Here is a 15,232-nt window from a genome sequence, read left to right as displayed (position 1 = left end):
CCAAATAACCACATGATTTATATCGCACAGCATCGAATGCGAAGGTGGCGGAATTGGTAGACGCGCTAGCTTCAGGTGTTAGTGTTCTTACGGACGTGAGGGTTCAAGTCCCTCTCTTCGCACCAAGCTGGTGATATAAATCGACATCAAAGCAACACATCAGACTGTGCGAAGGTGGCGGAATTGGTAGACGCGCTAGCTTCAGGTGTTAGTGTTCTTACGGACGTGAGGGTTCAAGTCCCTCTCTTCGCACCACTTGATGGGTTCTCTTCTAGCTGTTCCTACATTAAAACTCACTGAAAAACCCCAACACGCTCAGGCGTGGTTTTGTCGTTTCAGTTAAAGCTGAAATGCAGGCTGATTGCGGCCAGTCCACCTGCCAGAGCCATGCAGGAGGGAAGCAGCAGGTAATGACGCCAGCGGCTGTTAAACAGCATCACCAGCGTGGCCAGCATGGCAACCACAATCAGGGTGCGCAGTTGCATCATATCCAGGTCGATCAGCGCCAGAAATGGCATCAGGGCACAGGGCAGCAACACGCCCCAGGCGCTGGCAAGCCGATTCCCCAGGCACCAACTGATGCCCCACAATCCACAAGCGGTAACCATGGCAGCTAGCATGATAACCCTACCTTTTAAGTGATAATGATAACCAATATCATATAACACTTTTTTTGGACTCGCACTCTTTTCAAGATCCGGCTGAACGCGGATGACAGCCTGCTGGAAAAATGTTAATTTCACATAAGAAAATTCCTAACATTTATAGCCTGTTAATAATCACTTTATGGAATTATCCAGCAGGTGTTGTCTAACATTTTTCCTTCGACCGGCCCCATTGGTAAAGAGTGATCCCCGTATGAACTCGCGTTCTTATCAGCAACTACAAACTAGTAAACAGCGTTTATCCCTGTTTCTTTTCTTGTTGATGAATGCCGCCTCTGCCATTTTTACTTTATTCGTGCCCTTTAAAGAGATCCCGGCCTTCACGCTGCCGCTAATCTGCATTCCGGCGATTTGCCTGGCGGCCATGCTATTTACGCTGTATTCGCCCCGCCACTACGTCCAAAGGCTCAACCTGCTCGCCATCATCCTTGGGCTGCTATGGGCGGCGCACATCTATTGTAAGAGCCAGCTTACCGCCAGTAACAACCACAGCTTTTTGCTGATCAGCCTGTTCAGTATTTTCTTTATCAGCGCTATCTCGCTGACGGATAACCTGCTCGCCTTCTGCCTGCACGCCGTACCCTCGGCGCTGATAATCCTGTGGCTGGACGGCATGCATAACACCCTGCGTATCCTGTTCACTACCCTGCTGCCGATCGTCGCCTTCTCGGTGCATCATTTGCTGTTAAAACGCAGCGAAATGTTTACCCAACATCTGGTCGCCAACCTGTACCACGAACGGGATAAGTTCAGCGACCTGAGCATGATCGATCCGCTAACCGGCCTGTATAACCGCCGCGGGCTGGAGAGCAAACTGAATCAGTTGCTAATCCCCACCTCGGGCCACCACTTTGTGTTGCTGCTCGATATCGACCACTTCAAGGCCTACAACGATCGCTACGGACACACTCTGGGCGATCAGGCGTTGGTTCAGGTGGCAGCGACCATCCGCGATGCGGTGCGCTCACGGGATATCGTGGTACGTTACGGCGGAGAAGAGTTTTTGGTACTGCTAACCAACGTAGGTGAAGACTACGCGGCCTATCTGGCGGAAAAGGTGCGCCAATGCGTGCAGGAATTGACCATCACCCATCGTTTCCACACGCAGGAGACGACCAGGGTGACGTTAAGCGCAGGGATTTCTGCGCTGGATAAGTTGGATATCGACTCTGCGATCTGTGCCGCCGACGCCGCGCTGTACCGGGCCAAAAACAATGGCCGCAATAATATCCAGCTCGCCTCCGAGTCGCAACCGTCAACGAAGTTAGTAAACCCAGAATGTCCTTGAATCATTTAACCATCAGGTAACCTCACAACTACAGACGGCCAATTGCCTTATAGCGCGAGCCAACTCGACGGAGAGACTATTACCCGTACAAATACGCAGCGCCTGAGTCGCTACGCCATCGGGATAAAAAATCCCATTACCAGAAACATGACACCCCTGCTGACGTGCTTTTTCTATCAGGGCCCGCATATTAGTGGTTGCCGGAAACTCTATCCAGTGAATAAACCCGCCCACAGGGGGCTGGTAACGCGTCCCGGCAGGAAAATCATTCCGCACAATCCCCTCCAACATACTGCCCACCGCCGCCAGTTGAGTATGCAGTCTGTGGCAGTGTTCATCCAGATAACCACGGGCGATAAACTCATTGATGACGTTCTGCCCGAGACTCGAAACCGACAAATTACGGGCATACATTTGAGCAAGTATGCTTTCCCGGTATTTTCCCGGTACGCACCAACCAACTCTATACCCTGGTGCGATAGTTTTAGAGAATGAAGAGCAATAAATAGTCTGGTCGCCGACATTAAAGCTTTTAATCGCTCGGGGACGGTGTGGTACCGGCACCAGATCAAAAAAAATATCATCTTCAATCAGCGGCACCTGAGCCTCTTCCGCCAGTCGACTAATTCTCTCTCGAGCGGCGTTTGGCATAATAAAACCACGTGGATTTTGCAGGGTCGGATTGAGAAAGATGGCAGAAATGGTGGTCTGTTTTAACGCCTCAGCAAGATGATTTATGTCGATGCCATCTTGCGGATCCGTGCGTAGCGGAAGGGCCCGCATTCCTAGTCGCTCAATAATTTGCAATATGCCGTAATAGGTTGGCGTTTCAATAGCGATCGTTGCTCCACTCCCTGCAATCGCCTCCAATGCCAGCTCCATAGCAATACTGTCACCTGAAGTAATCAAAATATCATCTGGGCCACAAGTGACGCCACGCAACAGCATCAGGCTAGCGATCCGCCGCCGCAGTGCGGGTAATCCTGGTGGGGCAACAAAACCCGCCAACATATCGCCCGATTTAGCTGCACAACTGATTAGTGACTTATTTAGCCAGGCACGTGGGGTTAAATCGCTGTGCAGAACGGCTGAACTTAATGACAGACTGTCCGGTAGTGCCGCTTCAGATAACATCTTCACTACCGCGTGATTAACATTGACGTCCACAGCAGAGAAATCTAGTTGGTGCTCAACGTCTTTTTGACAACCTTGAGAAACAAAATAGCCCACACGGGGTACGCTGAAAACATAGGCACTGGCCTCAAGATCGGCCAGGGCACGTTGAACAGTGGTAATACTGGTCTGAAAAAGGCGCGCCAGCGTTCGGATAGAAGGAAGCTGGATCTCGTTTTCCCATTTTCCGACCTGGATCTGCTTAATGATCCAGTCCCTCACGGTTTGCCAGCGCTTCTCTGTTTGATGAAGCTGCTCCATGCTGTCTGCTTCCCATACTTATTTTATTAACATCAGAGAACAGAGAATATAACAACTCCTGTAACAGCGACAATCAAGGTGTTGAGAAATACCAAACCAAACGCGAAACGGATCAGGCTGTGTTCTTCCTGCCGACTGGCAGCTGCCAGCCCGGTTATCAGCGATAATATTGATAGGGAACCCAGAGCACCATGCCCTGCAGCACTGTTTACAATCGCCGCCAGCCATACGCCATGCCCATCACTTAATGCCGAAACAGAGGGCATAATCAACGTATTTCCACCCACATTTGATCCTGTTACATAGCCAGCCAACCCTGACAATACGGCGAGCACGGGAGCCAGTGACACACCTGAAAGCGTGTGAAGGAGGTTTTGTGTCGAGGCTAAAAAGCCCCCATTCACCATGATTTGTGACAGCAGCAAAAACAGAAAAATGGTGGCAACGGAAAATTTGCCTCTGTAATAAAGCGCTTTCCATGGGAAACCAGCAAATCCCTTCTGCTTCAGAACCATGAATAGACTGACTAGTATCAACGCCCCCCCTGGAGAGGCCAAGGGTTTCCAAGAGACATGAGCACCGGTCAATACCCAGCTGCTATCCCAGCCAGTCAGCGTAAATATGATCCGAGACAGGACCACGACGCCCAGCAATGCTAAATACGGCCATGCTGCCTTTGGCCAGTGGGCCCATTTTCCTCGACGCATAAAGGCAATCGCCAGCCCCACTACGGTGATGGACAACCCCGCCAAAACGCCCGACACTTCTGGGCCTGAATATAGATTGACACTGAAGAGTACGCCGATAAAAATGCCAGAAATAATGAGCAGTGCTAGCCAAGGCAGTAACGTTCTAATCCCGGCCAGCCAGAGAGCAATTCCGGTCAGACAGATAAATACGGGTGTGCTCACGAGGGCTGAATGACTTCCCAGTGTGTTCGGAGGCAGATGGGCAAGTAATGCCCCGATCAGCGTAGCAAGGCCTAATGTTCCCCAAGGCATGATAACCATACCAGATAGCGCAATCTTCATTCCTGACTGTCGATTAAACAGCCCCATCAGCAGGGGCACCGTCGCAATCAACGACACACCGAATCCGGTCATTGCCTCCAATAGCGGCGCCAGGCCCAATATGATGAACAACACCTGAGCTGGCGGTGTCCACCCCAACTCATTCACCCAATGACCAATAGCTTGTGGCACCCTTTGCCGTTCCACCAATATCACAAACGCCAGCCCAGGAATAATGACTCCTGCCGTACTCATGAACATCACTAGCGTATCTTTTACAATCACTTCCGTACTGGCGAAAGTAACAGGGGATGCCATGTCAAAGAACCACAAGAAAATGACTAACAGCACCCCCGCCAAAGCAGCCTTAACCGGAGGAAAACGCAACAGCAAAATAAGTATGATCACCAAAGCAATCGGCGATAATTGAACCAGCAGCAGAGTCATTAATATATCCTTAATCGAATGTATTGCCGGAATAAGGGGTAGCCAACATAGATCCTCGATGACTGAATGTTTGATACCACGCCATCAATCGTGGTTGCCCGGAAAAATCCATTAATTCGCGAAAGACAATCCAGTCCAACGCGGTTGCAAGCCCAATGTGACCAATTTGTACTTTTCCCTCAAGGTCTACCTCATCCTCAATAAACTGAAATGCCTGTTGAAGTTTGAATCGCTGTCCATCGGCATAAGCGGGATAACGTAACTCAAGCGGCCTCCTGTCAACCTCCATACGCAGTCTGATACCAATATCACAAATACCTTGGCCCAGTGCATGCAGACGCAGTGCTTTGGATCGTTCCTCGCCTTGCAACGGAATAAGACGTGAGCCCCCATGTAAATTATCGAGATAGTCGCAAATTACCAACGAGTCAAATAAGACTTCATCTTTTCGCCCTATTAATACAGGTACTTGTCCGAGAGGGTTGACAGCATAGACGCTCTCATTACGTTTGAACGGACTTGTTTCCTGATGAACCACCTCTAAACGCTCCACCAATCTGCTTTCATGAGCAAATACCAGAACCTTACGCGCATAGGGTGAATGTGTCTGATAAAAAAGTTTCATGGCAATACTGCCTCCGTATCAGGCTGTAATAATTGACTGGCGATGCGATGTGCATCCATAAATAAACGCGAAGGTGCTCCAGCAGAAGCAACATAGTGATTATAGTAACAAGCGCCCTCTGTCAAAGGCCCAATAATCCAGAGACTGTTTACCGCGATCCCCTGATGTGACAACGGATGGTAAGCTGAATTAATGTCCGCACCATCTAATCCCTCCTCCGCTAAAAATGGCCTCACGAGCCCCATTCGTTTTAATGACTGTATCGGTAATGAGTCACTATTCATTATGCCGGAGCCATGAACATATGCTGGAATACGTTTATGCGGAGATACCCCCATTACGGTTCCTGGATAGAGAAAGGTCAGCAATCCGGCGTCGCATAATGCCATCAGATCAGCATGACGTTCTTTTTGCGGCCCAGCGACCGCCCGGTTAATAATTTTATGCCAACGATCATAAAATTGACGGTGTGAGTTTTTATCCAATCCATTAAAGTCAACAATTTCTCTTAACCTGTCCCGTAGGTCTCGCCATACTTCCAGCGCCGCTTTTTGTGGCGAGAACCAGAGTCCACGACCAGCTTCGTGTAAATCCGTTTCAATAGTTTGACATAACCAGGCATGGTAATTAATTACAGAGACAGATGTTGGGAGTTGATCGTGCAAAAGCGTCTCAACGTCAATTCTCCCCAATCTTTTTTCGTATTCTGTGAGTAATAACTCACAGTCTTCAACACCAGTAATCTCATGCTGAGCGGTACATTTTAGTTCGTTTAAAAACGCCTCATGTGGTGGCAAATTACCAGCAGCAAACGTCACCGCAGCTGCCGCTGCCCGCATTTCAATAAGCATGAGTGGGACAATATCTTGTTTAAAATTCAATTGACGTTGTGGTAAAGAACTCCTGATGAGATCAATTCTTTCACTGGTCAGAACAACAGCCTGATGTCTGGGAAAAGTTGCCAAACCATCCGGCCTGACTCGAAATGGTATCCCCTCGCGGGATTGCAAAAAGATCAATGGCTCCCTTCCTGAAGGATAATAGATATGCTCACCTCCAGGCAGCCGTTTATAAACGCCTCCTCGCCCCGATGTTAATGCGGCGACTACATCCATAGCACCAAGCCCCATACCTTCAACAATAACAGACTCACCCGAGGAGATACTGTCAACCGAGGCAGGGAGAGGATAGATTGATGCAATACGCTCAGATTGCTGTATACGGCCCCTTCCAGTGTGTCCAAGGGTTAGAATAAGGTTTTCGACCTCGACTTCCTTCCCATTATCTGTGGTCAGGCAATAGTGCAACACACTACCTTGGTCGATCTTAACGACAGTTTCCGCATGAAGCCGAATCTGGACATGTGGTGGCGCACTGGCAATAATCTGTTCAAAGGCGTAGACAAGATACTCACCCAGCAAACGCCGAGGCAAAAAGTCTTCCGCTTTTACTGCCCTGCCACCCTGTGCGACTCTGCCAGACCCTGGATCAACATTAATCTTTTGCGCGTGGCACCATGTCAAAAAACTCATCCCACTGCGCCCTTTTGCGCCCAGGATCCCCCCCAATGATGCTGCATCGGGAAAAACGCCAAGTTGTCCAGCAATGGTATTGAGCAGCAGGTAATCGGGTTGCTCAAGACTGTGAACACCACAACCAAAAGGGTTAGGATCGAAAATATTAAGAATTACCGGCCTTTCTGAGTCATCTTCACTCAGGGATAAAATACGCTCAATAATTGAAAGCCCTCGCGAACCACACCCAATGATGCCGATTTGTAATGTATTGTTTACCATCTGCTTTCCTCGCCAAAAAAGAAGGGAATTGCCACGGCCATATCGCGAGCTACCGCAACTTCATGGATAATACGAGCCAACACCAAATCCAAAATCCCCATACCAAAAGGAGAGTAAATTAATGGCTTGTCACGTTTTATTGTTATATCTCCGCGAATAAGTGCAGCTAGGGTTCCGGTAATAAACTCGCGATGCTGATATTTCTGTTCGGTAAGATGTGGGGATGTATTAGCTTTTAGACAATGGCTGATATCATCGAAAAAATTGTAGCTTTGAACAACGATCTCTGGACCTATATCTCTCAGAGAAATATTCAATACGATTTGTCCTGGGCGGAACGTATCTTCACCATTGACATAAGGTGTGCCCGCGCTGGTTGCAAAGACCACAATATCGGCGGCCAGTGCTTCACGCTGAGAAAGAATTTTTGCCCTACGAAAACCGGCGCTTTCAACGAATTGACTTAATGCCGTTGCAGAAGAATGATCAAGATCGTGTACCCCAACCTGACCAAAGGACCAGCCATCGGCTGAGAAGGTTTCAATAATGTTACGGGCGATCACACCACCACCAATAATTGCAATACTTGCCGCTGTTTTTCGCTGCTCATTTAACCATCTCGCACCAAGAACAGCAGATGCAGCAGTGCGTACAGCACTAATCATCGCCCCCTCAAGTAACGCATAAGGATAACCAGTAGTAGGGTGATTGAGGATCATTACCGCCGATGCACGGGGTATTCCTTGCTTTATATTATCTGGATAACTTGCAATCCATTTTATACCTGAAACCGCTTCTTCTCCTACGGAATTCAAAATCGCCGCCGGCAATGCAATAATTCGGTTTAATGGCTTATCTGGGAAGCGTAAAAAATAGCTATCCGGATTGGCCGTTTCACCTCGTTCATGAGCCAGATAGGTTTGCGCGACAATGTCGATAGTCTCTTTTCTCATATCGCTCAAAATAATTTTTACTTGACTACCAGAGATAACATGGAAATCATTTATTTTTTTATTTGAAATCATCATCAACTCTTAATTTAAATTAGACAACAGAATAAAGTTCGTAAGCCGACAAGTTAAAATGTTTTTCAACCCAGTCATCAGAATAAATCGTATCCAGATATCTTTCCCCCATATCTGGGGATATTGCCACCACAACATCATCATTTTTAATATTAGCTGACCAATGTTCTACTCCAGCAAGCACAGTCCCTGTTGAACCACCAAAAAGTACCCCATGACTTCTGGCTATGCGTCGACACATTCTGATGGTCTTCTCCTCCGGTATTTGAATGAAATCGTGAATTCCATCCGGATTATAAATTTCTGGCAGACGACTAGTACCCAAACCAGGAATAAATCTAGTCCCCCCCTGGCCACCAAAGGTAACGGACCCTTCACTATCTACAGCAATGATTTTTATTTCTGGTCGATAATGAATAACGAAATCTCGACACCCCATTAATGTGCCCGTCGTTCCTGCACCAATAAAGAGGTAGTCAATTTTGGGAAGTCGCTCTGAAATAGAGCGCATGGTTGCCCGGTAATGAGCAAGTGGATTGGCAGGGTTCTGATATTGGTTCAACCAAATGTAACTCTTATTTTTTGCAATAATATCATTTATGATCCTGATACGAGTATTCAGATAACCACCATTTTCATCTCTTTTATCAGCGACCAAAAGTTCGGCACCCAGTATTGCCATCAGTTTTTTGTTAGAATGCGAGATATTGGGATCAATAACGCAGGTGAAATGATAGCCTCTGCTGGCACAAACCATGGCTAATGCGACGCCCAAGTTACCCGATGAGGACTCAATAAGTTTGGTGTTTTTTGTTATTAGTCCTCTCTCCTCTAGATCGGAAATCATAGACAGTGCAGTTTTCAGCTTAATACTTCCAGCCGGATTCAACCCCTCAATTTTAATATTGACAGGAGCAGCACAGAGCCCTTCAATTTGGATATATGAATTTTCATTAATCAGTCTTGTCATCATCATCAGCTTTCCTTAATTTTAAACTATAGCTTTTATTTTTAAAGCCAAGTTTCCATGTTAAAATATAGCCAAACCCGACTTAAAAAGTCCTTGGATGATTTAAATAAATATCAATGCCGGTACTTCCTGCAAAAATTAACAGTCTCCTCTACTCAGTCCTAAGACTTAAGATATAGTGAAAAGTAATAAATTGGATAGATACAGATTCTGAGGTTTTTTCAATACAGAGGGAAAACGGATTGAGGCAGAGCAATGCGTCTTAAATCTGGCATTTTTTACCACTAATATTGCCAATAACACAACACTCCTGCCGATCGTCGATAATGCTCAGGATCAGGAGGCAGAGGAAATTGCCGTGCTGTAATCGTCGGCAACCTTGATGCCATTGAAGCTTGGCGGGTACGCCAAAAACGCGTTCCTATCCTGCTGACACAGCTTGCAGAACAGAAACTTTTACCTGTCGCCACTTTTTCCACATGCCAATCGCGACATAGCGCATTACACTAGCGGACAACTTACGCCTTCCCTGTCACATTTTTGAATGGAACACGACCGTTGAAGACCTCACTCTCCACGTTATTGCTGGCGCTTGGCCTGTGTGCCACACCGTTAGCCAGCCAGGCGACCGATGCACAACTCACCTCACAGATTGTCGATCAGTATGCCGAACATATCTTCTATAACAGCGGCGCAACCGGTATGGCGCTGGTAGTTATCGATAACAATCAGGTTGTTAACCGAAGTTTTGGCGATACCAAACCGGGTAACGATCTGCGCCCGCGGCCAGATTCCCTGATCCGTATCGCCTCTATCACCAAGCTGATGACCAGCGAAGTGATGGTCAAAATGGCGGCGGAAGGTAAGGTCAAACTTAACGATCCGCTGCGCAAATATGCTCCCAAAGGGGCCATCGTCCCGGCCTACAATTCACGCCAACCAATTACTTTACTGAACCTTGCAACGCACACCAGCGCCCTGCCGCGTGAGCAGCCCGGCAAGAAACCGCCAAAAACGCCGGTGTTTACCTGGCCCACCAAGGCACAGCGCTGGCAATGGTTGTCTCATGCCACCATTACCGTGCCACCGGGCGTGCGGGCGGCCTACTCCAACCTGGCCTACGATCTATTGGCTGATGCGTTGTCACGCGCCGCTGGCAAGCCCTATAACGCCTTGTTGCGTGAGAAAATCACGGGTCCACTGGGGATGGTTGATACCACGCTGACGCCGAGCGCAGAGCAGTGCTCACGCCTGATGGTGGCCGCCTCTGGGCCAAGCGCCTGTCGCGACACCACGGCCGCCAGTGGCAGCGGTGGCGTTTACTCGACCCCACGAGATATGCAGCGCTGGATGCAGCAGTTCCTCTCCTCCAACGTAAGCGGCTCGCGCAAGCCAACGGCCTTAACGGAACAAACCATGTATTTCCAACGCCAGGATCTGGTGTCGTTGAAAGGGATGGACGTACCGGGTGAAGCCTCTGCTTTGGGGCTGGGCTGGGTCTATATGGCGCCGAAAGACGGCCTGCCGGGGATCATCCAGAAAACCGGCGGCGGCGGCGGCTTCATCACCTATATGGCGATGGTGCCGCAGCAAAATATCGGCGTATTTGTGGTCGTTACCCGCTCGGAGTTGACCAAGTTCACCAATATGAGCGATCCGGTCAACCGGCTGGTCGCAGATTTGGTGGCCAACAAAGGCTGACCCGCTCCTGGTTATGACAGCACGTGTTGCGTAGCGCGATAGGCGGAAGGCGAACAGCCTTCCAGCCGATTGAAGAAGCGAGCGAAGTAGGCGGGATCTTTGAACCCCAGGCTGTAGGCCGTTTCATGCACCGTGCAGGCGCTGAACAGCAGCAGCCGTTTAGCTTCACGCAACAGGCGATCGAAGATCAACCGCTTAGGTGGCCGGTTGGCAAAGCGGCGGCACAGGTCGTTGAGGCGTGATTCCGTCACCCCCAGCGACTGGGCATATTCCGGTACCGACAGGTGATCGCGAAAACGTTCATCCACCATCTTGTTAAAACGCTGGAACAGCTTCAATTCGCCACGTACGCCGCTGGCGGCCTTGTCGTCCAATGAGGTATTGCGCAGCATCAGCGTGAAGACCGCCTGGGCCAGCAATGCCAGCGTCTGCTCGCGCCCGGCCATCTTTTGGCTAAACTCGCGGGCGATCAGTTCCCAGTAATGCCCAAGCGCCGCCAACTCCTGCGGCACCGCGGCCAGCGATAGGCAAATCCCCGGCATATCCAACGCCAGATTGCTGCCCGGATACAGGCGCTCCAGCAACGGCCAGATCAGTTCCTGGCGTATCGTTAACACGTGGCCGTCGCTGTCTGGTTCGGTGAAAAAGGCGTGCGGCACCGAGGGTGGGGTGAGGATAAACAACGGAGCCTGCACCGAATAGTGCTGATCGTCCAGCTGCAGCTCTATCCTGCCGGTGGCCAGATAGTGCAGCTGGAAGAAGCGGTCGTGCCAGTGCACCTGCATATCCCGGCCAAAAAACGCCGCCAGCCCGGCAAAGGTTTCGTAGTGCACCTCATCAGCGGCGTAACGCGCGTCATACTCTTTGCCAATATCAATATTGGCGATAAAGCCGATACTTTTCTGCACGTTGTCCTCCGGTGAAAATAAATGCCGATCCCCTACACCTAATGGTAGGGGCGCCGCATGCTGCGCCCGTTTAGCCACATGCGACACCCACCGCCAATATTGTTTAAGGCGTGGCCCGTGGGCGTGAATCCTTCATCGGGATACGCCATACCAGCACGGCCCCGATAATCAGCAACGCCGAGACAAAATAGAGCCCAGAGTTAAAGCTGCCGGTCACGTCCTTGAACCAGCCGATCAACAGCGGGCTGACCGCCGAGCCGATGTTGCCGGTGGCGTTGATCACCGCGATCCCTACCGCACGAGCTTCAAAGCTGATTGACTGATCCGGCGTGGTCCAGAAGATCGCCATCGCGGTAAACGAGCCGACCGACGCCATCACGATCCCCAACAATTGCACCATGCTGTGGTTGGTCGCTGAAGCCAGCAGCCAACCCGCGGCAGCAAACAGATAAGGCAATGCGGTGTGGAACTTACGCTCCTGCAACCGATCCGATCGTTTACTCCACCAGATCATACCGGCGATGGTACAAATTTGGGGGATCGCCGCCAGAAAACCGATCATGATGTTACTGCTGCTTTGGTTGAAGCTCTGCAAAATCTGCGGCGTCCAGATATTGATGGCGCTCAGGGTATTGGTGAGGCAGAAATATGCCAGCGTATACATCAGCACCACCGGCGTCAGCACCTCACGCCACAGGCTGCGCTGTTGCAACGCCCGGTGGCTGCTCGGCCCTTCAGGCTGCACCAGTTGCAGTTTGTCGGCTTCCATCATCGCCTTCAGGCTGGCCTTCTCTTCGCTGGTCAGCCACTTGGCCTTGGCCGGTGTGTCGTCCAGGTAGAACCACACCACCACGCCGAGGATCACCGAAGGAATACCTTCCAGCATGAACAGCCATTGCCAACCTTTCAGGTTCATCACGCCGTCCAACGCCAGAATATAGCCGGACACCAGCGAACCCACCGCCATCGTGACCGGCATGGCAATCATAAACAAAGCGTTGGCCCGGGCGCGGTAGAACGCCGGGAACCAGTAGGTGAGATACACCAGGATCCCTGGCAGGAAGCCCGCTTCGGTAATGCCGACGATCATCCGCAGCACGTACAGGCTGGTTGGCCCAGTGGCAAACATGGTGCAGGTCGAAGCAATGCCCCACAGCACCATGATGGTGGCGATCCAACGCCGTGCCCCCACCCTGCTCAGCATCATGTTGCTGGGGATACCGAAGATCACGTAGGTGACGTAAAACAGCGTTGCGGCCAGGCCAAACATGGTGGAGCTAAGACCGAGGTCCTGCTTCATGGTCAAACCGGCAAACCCGATGTTGATGCGGTCAAGGAACGAGAAAACAAACAACACAAATAAGAAAATAATCAGGCGCCGAAATAACTTTTTAATCACCGACTGCTCGGTGGCGGTTAACGCTTTATGTTGCTCTGCCGGGTTACCCGACTTGAGCGAATCGACGTTGCTCATGATGACTCCGATTAGTAAACGCTCTGGGAAGGTTGCTCCGCCGGTTTATCCTGCTTGAAACTGCTGAGCAGGGAGTCTGCCGCCCGCACTAGCAGGGTGGTATCCACGCCAACGGCAACAAACAACGCACCGGATGCCAGATAGTGCTGCGCCAGTTCCTGCTGTGCCATCAGGATGCCCGGTGCCTTGCCTGCGGCACGGATGCGGGCAATCGCATCGTCGATAGTGCGCTGCACTTCGGGATGCTGAGGATTACCGGCAAAGCCCATGTCGGCACTCAGATCCGCCGGGCCGATAAAGACGCCGTCCACGCCTTCCACTTCCAGGATGGCGTCCAGATTTTTCACCGCTTCCCGGGTTTCTATCTGCACCAGCACGCACATCTGGCTGTCGGCAAGATGCAGGTAATTCGGCACCCGGTTCCAGCGCGAGGCACGGGCCAGCGCACTGCCGACCCCGCGAATGCCATTTGGTGGATAACGGGTAGCTCGCACCGCCTCCTGCGCCTGCTCGGCGTTTTGGATCATTGGGATCAACAGGGTTTGCGCACCGACGTCCAACAGCTGTTTGATCAGCACCGGATCGTTCCAGGCCGGGCGCACCACCGGATGGCTGGGATAAGGCGCAACTGCCTGCAACTGGCCCAATACCGTTTGCACATTGTTAGGCGCGTGTTCGCCGTCGATCAGCAGCCAGTCGAACCCGGCTCCGGCCAGCAGTTCCGCGCTATAGCTGCTGCACAGGCCCAGCCACAGGCCAATTTGCGGGCGTTTTTCCTGCAGGGCCTGTTTGAAATGATTAGTTAACATCGTGTTCTCCATTTGAGTATTGCCCCCCTCACCCCAACCCTCTCCCCCAGGAGAGGGAGCTGACAGCCCCTGCTCGTTTGGAAGAACGAGGTCATCTCGGCAAAAACTCGAGTCCCCCTGCCAGTACATGCGATAATCACTGCACTTTCAGACCAACTCGATCGGTTCCCTCTCCCTTTGGGAGAGGGTTAGGGTGAGGGGTAACGATCAGACAAACCGGCAGCTGATGCAGCCCATCGGACCATAGTCGGCATGGAAGGTATCGCCCCGCCGCGCCGCCACCGGGCGGGTAAAGGAACCGCCAAGGATGATTTGCCCGGCCTCCAGCTCCACGTCATACGGGGACAGCTTATTAGCCAGCCAGGCCACGCCGTTGGCCGGGTGATTGAGTACCGCCGCCGCCACGCCAGACTCTTCAATCACGCCATTGCGATACAGCAAGGCACTGATCCAGCGCAGATCCAGCGCGTCCGGCTTGATCGGCCTGCCGCCCATCACCACACCGGCGTTGGCGGCATTGTCGGAAATGGTGTCGAACACCTTGCGTGGCCGCTGGGTTTGCGGATCGACGTTATGGCTGCGAGCATCAATGATCTCCAACGCCGGGATCACATAATCGGTAGCGTTATAGACATCAAACAGCGTGCAGTTCGGCCCGCGCAGCGGTTTCGCCAGCACAAACGCCAGCTCCACTTCGACGCGTGGCACGATAAAGCGATCGATTGGAATGTCGCTGCCATCGTTAAAGAACATGTCGTCCAGCAGCGCACCGTAGTCCGGCTCAGTGATCTGCGAGCTGACCTGCATGGCGCGCGAGGTCAGCCCGATCTTATGCCCCTTCAGAGTACGTCCTTCGGCGATCTTCAGCTCAACCCACTGGCGCTGGATAGCATAGGCATCTTCAATAGTGATCTCCGGGTGATCCAGCGATAGCGCGCGGATCTGTTCCCGGTTCTGCTCGGCCTGATGCAGGCGCTGCACGGCTCGGCTCAGTACGTCTTTATCCAGCATTTACCACCCCTTGTTCAGTCCTTGCTAAACAGCGCATGGACGTTGTTTTGCTTGTAATTCAGCACCGGA

General features: G+C 51.3%; 13 protein-coding genes and 2 tRNA genes. 4 read left to right on the top strand and 11 right to left on the bottom strand.

Going from position 1 to position 15,232, the window contains the following annotated elements; all coding sequences use genetic code 11:
- Positions 1-38: 38 nt before the first annotated feature.
- Both ACLQ7H_RS23000 and ACLQ7H_RS22995 read left to right on the top strand, forming a co-directional pair.
- Positions 39-125: transfer RNA gene (locus tag ACLQ7H_RS23000), tRNA-Leu, on the top strand.
- A gap of 43 nt (positions 126-168) precedes the next feature.
- A tRNA-Leu gene (locus ACLQ7H_RS22995) sits at positions 169-255 on the top strand.
- 80 nt (positions 256-335) lie between these two features.
- Here the strand turns inward: ACLQ7H_RS22995 and ACLQ7H_RS22990 are convergent.
- The gene (locus ACLQ7H_RS22990) at positions 336-620 is read right to left on the bottom strand and encodes a DUF1435 domain-containing protein (RefSeq protein WP_021808011.1); all 285 of its coding nucleotides are present in this window, start codon (positions 618-620) and stop codon (positions 336-338) included.
- A 238-nt stretch (positions 621-858) separates the two neighbouring features.
- On the opposite strand from ACLQ7H_RS22990, the gene ACLQ7H_RS22985 reads away from it, so the two are divergent.
- A complete protein-coding gene (locus ACLQ7H_RS22985) occupies positions 859-1,953 on the top strand; it encodes a GGDEF domain-containing protein (protein WP_411754663.1) in 1,095 nt (364 codons plus the stop codon).
- 12 nt (positions 1,954-1,965) lie between these two features.
- On the opposite strand, the gene ACLQ7H_RS22980 is transcribed toward ACLQ7H_RS22985, so the two are convergent.
- Genes ACLQ7H_RS22980 through sbnA form a run of 6 tightly spaced genes read right to left on the bottom strand, consistent with a single transcriptional unit; the run spans position 1,966 to position 9,266 of the window.
- A complete protein-coding gene (locus ACLQ7H_RS22980; protein ID WP_411754662.1) occupies positions 1,966-3,387 on the bottom strand; it encodes a PLP-dependent aminotransferase family protein in 1,422 nt (473 codons plus the stop codon).
- Positions 3,388-3,419: 32 nt separating this feature from the next.
- A complete protein-coding gene (locus ACLQ7H_RS22975) occupies positions 3,420-4,844 on the bottom strand; it encodes a hypothetical protein (protein ID WP_411754661.1) in 1,425 nt (474 codons plus the stop codon).
- 10 nt (positions 4,845-4,854) lie between these two features.
- Entirely contained in the window at positions 4,855-5,469 is a 615-nt protein-coding gene (locus ACLQ7H_RS22970) for a glutathione S-transferase family protein (RefSeq protein ID WP_411754660.1), read from the bottom strand.
- Positions 5,466-7,265, bottom strand: coding sequence for an FAD/NAD(P)-binding protein (locus ACLQ7H_RS22965; RefSeq protein WP_411754659.1), 1,800 nt, complete (start codon positions 7,263-7,265; stop codon positions 5,466-5,468). Before ACLQ7H_RS22965 ends, ACLQ7H_RS22970 begins: the two co-directional genes overlap by 4 nt.
- Complete coding sequence (sbnB, locus tag ACLQ7H_RS22960) at positions 7,259-8,293, bottom strand: 2,3-diaminopropionate biosynthesis protein SbnB (RefSeq protein ID WP_411754658.1); 1,035 nt, start codon at positions 8,291-8,293, stop codon at positions 7,259-7,261. Before sbnB ends, ACLQ7H_RS22965 begins: the two co-directional genes overlap by 7 nt.
- 16 nt (positions 8,294-8,309) lie before the next feature.
- Entirely contained in the window at positions 8,310-9,266 is a 957-nt protein-coding gene (gene sbnA, locus ACLQ7H_RS22955) for a 2,3-diaminopropionate biosynthesis protein SbnA (protein WP_411754657.1), read from the bottom strand.
- A gap of 552 nt (positions 9,267-9,818) precedes the next feature.
- Here sbnA and ampH point away from each other — a divergent pair.
- Positions 9,819-10,961, top strand: a complete 1,143-nt coding sequence (gene ampH, locus ACLQ7H_RS22950; RefSeq protein WP_411754656.1) for a D-alanyl-D-alanine-carboxypeptidase/endopeptidase AmpH — start codon at positions 9,819-9,821, stop codon at positions 10,959-10,961.
- 11 nt (positions 10,962-10,972) lie between these two features.
- Here the strand turns inward: ampH and hpaA are convergent, their stop codons facing one another.
- From hpaA to hpaH, 4 genes are all read right to left on the bottom strand, one after another.
- Positions 10,973-11,869, bottom strand: coding sequence for a 4-hydroxyphenylacetate catabolism regulatory protein HpaA (gene hpaA, locus ACLQ7H_RS22945; RefSeq protein WP_411754655.1), 897 nt, complete (start codon positions 11,867-11,869; stop codon positions 10,973-10,975).
- A 103-nt stretch (positions 11,870-11,972) separates the two neighbouring features.
- Positions 11,973-13,343, bottom strand: a complete 1,371-nt coding sequence (gene hpaX, locus ACLQ7H_RS22940) for a 4-hydroxyphenylacetate permease (RefSeq protein WP_411754654.1) — start codon at positions 13,341-13,343, stop codon at positions 11,973-11,975.
- Positions 13,344-13,354: 11 nt separating this feature from the next.
- A complete protein-coding gene (hpaI, locus tag ACLQ7H_RS22935) occupies positions 13,355-14,152 on the bottom strand; it encodes a 4-hydroxy-2-oxoheptanedioate aldolase (RefSeq protein ID WP_411754653.1) in 798 nt (265 codons plus the stop codon).
- Between the two features lie 207 nt (positions 14,153-14,359).
- On the bottom strand, positions 14,360-15,163 hold the full coding sequence (hpaH, locus tag ACLQ7H_RS22930; RefSeq protein WP_411754652.1) for a 2-oxo-hept-4-ene-1,7-dioate hydratase: 804 nt from the start codon (positions 15,161-15,163) through the stop codon (positions 14,360-14,362).
- Between the last annotated feature and the right edge of the window lie 69 nt (positions 15,164-15,232).

The organism is Serratia sp. (in: enterobacteria), assembly GCF_046715635.1.
Classification (GTDB): domain Bacteria; phylum Pseudomonadota; class Gammaproteobacteria; order Enterobacterales; family Enterobacteriaceae; genus Chania.
Note: the sequence above shows the minus strand (reverse complement) of the source record. Positions and strands in the feature narration are given on the sequence as shown.

Coding starts and splice junctions, on each gene's coding strand:
- ACLQ7H_RS22970 (WP_411754660.1), bottom strand. CDS start 5,469: ATGAAACTTTTTTATCAGACACATTCACCCTATGCGCGTAAGGTTCTG.
- ACLQ7H_RS22975 (WP_411754661.1), bottom strand. CDS start 4,844: ATGACTCTGCTGCTGGTTCAATTATCGCCGATTGCTTTGGTGATCATA.
- ACLQ7H_RS22990 (WP_021808011.1), bottom strand. CDS start 620: ATGCTAGCTGCCATGGTTACCGCTTGTGGATTGTGGGGCATCAGTTGG.
- ACLQ7H_RS22980 (WP_411754662.1), bottom strand. CDS start 3,387: ATGGAGCAGCTTCATCAAACAGAGAAGCGCTGGCAAACCGTGAGGGAC.
- sbnA (WP_411754657.1), bottom strand. CDS start 9,266: ATGATGATGACAAGACTGATTAATGAAAATTCATATATCCAAATTGAA.
- hpaH (WP_411754652.1), bottom strand. CDS start 15,163: ATGCTGGATAAAGACGTACTGAGCCGAGCCGTGCAGCGCCTGCATCAG.
- ACLQ7H_RS22985 (WP_411754663.1), top strand. CDS start 859: ATGAACTCGCGTTCTTATCAGCAACTACAAACTAGTAAACAGCGTTTA.
- hpaI (WP_411754653.1), bottom strand. CDS start 14,152: ATGTTAACTAATCATTTCAAACAGGCCCTGCAGGAAAAACGCCCGCAA.
- ACLQ7H_RS22965 (WP_411754659.1), bottom strand. CDS start 7,265: ATGGTAAACAATACATTACAAATCGGCATCATTGGGTGTGGTTCGCGA.
- hpaX (WP_411754654.1), bottom strand. CDS start 13,343: ATGAGCAACGTCGATTCGCTCAAGTCGGGTAACCCGGCAGAGCAACAT.
- sbnB (WP_411754658.1), bottom strand. CDS start 8,293: ATGATGATTTCAAATAAAAAAATAAATGATTTCCATGTTATCTCTGGT.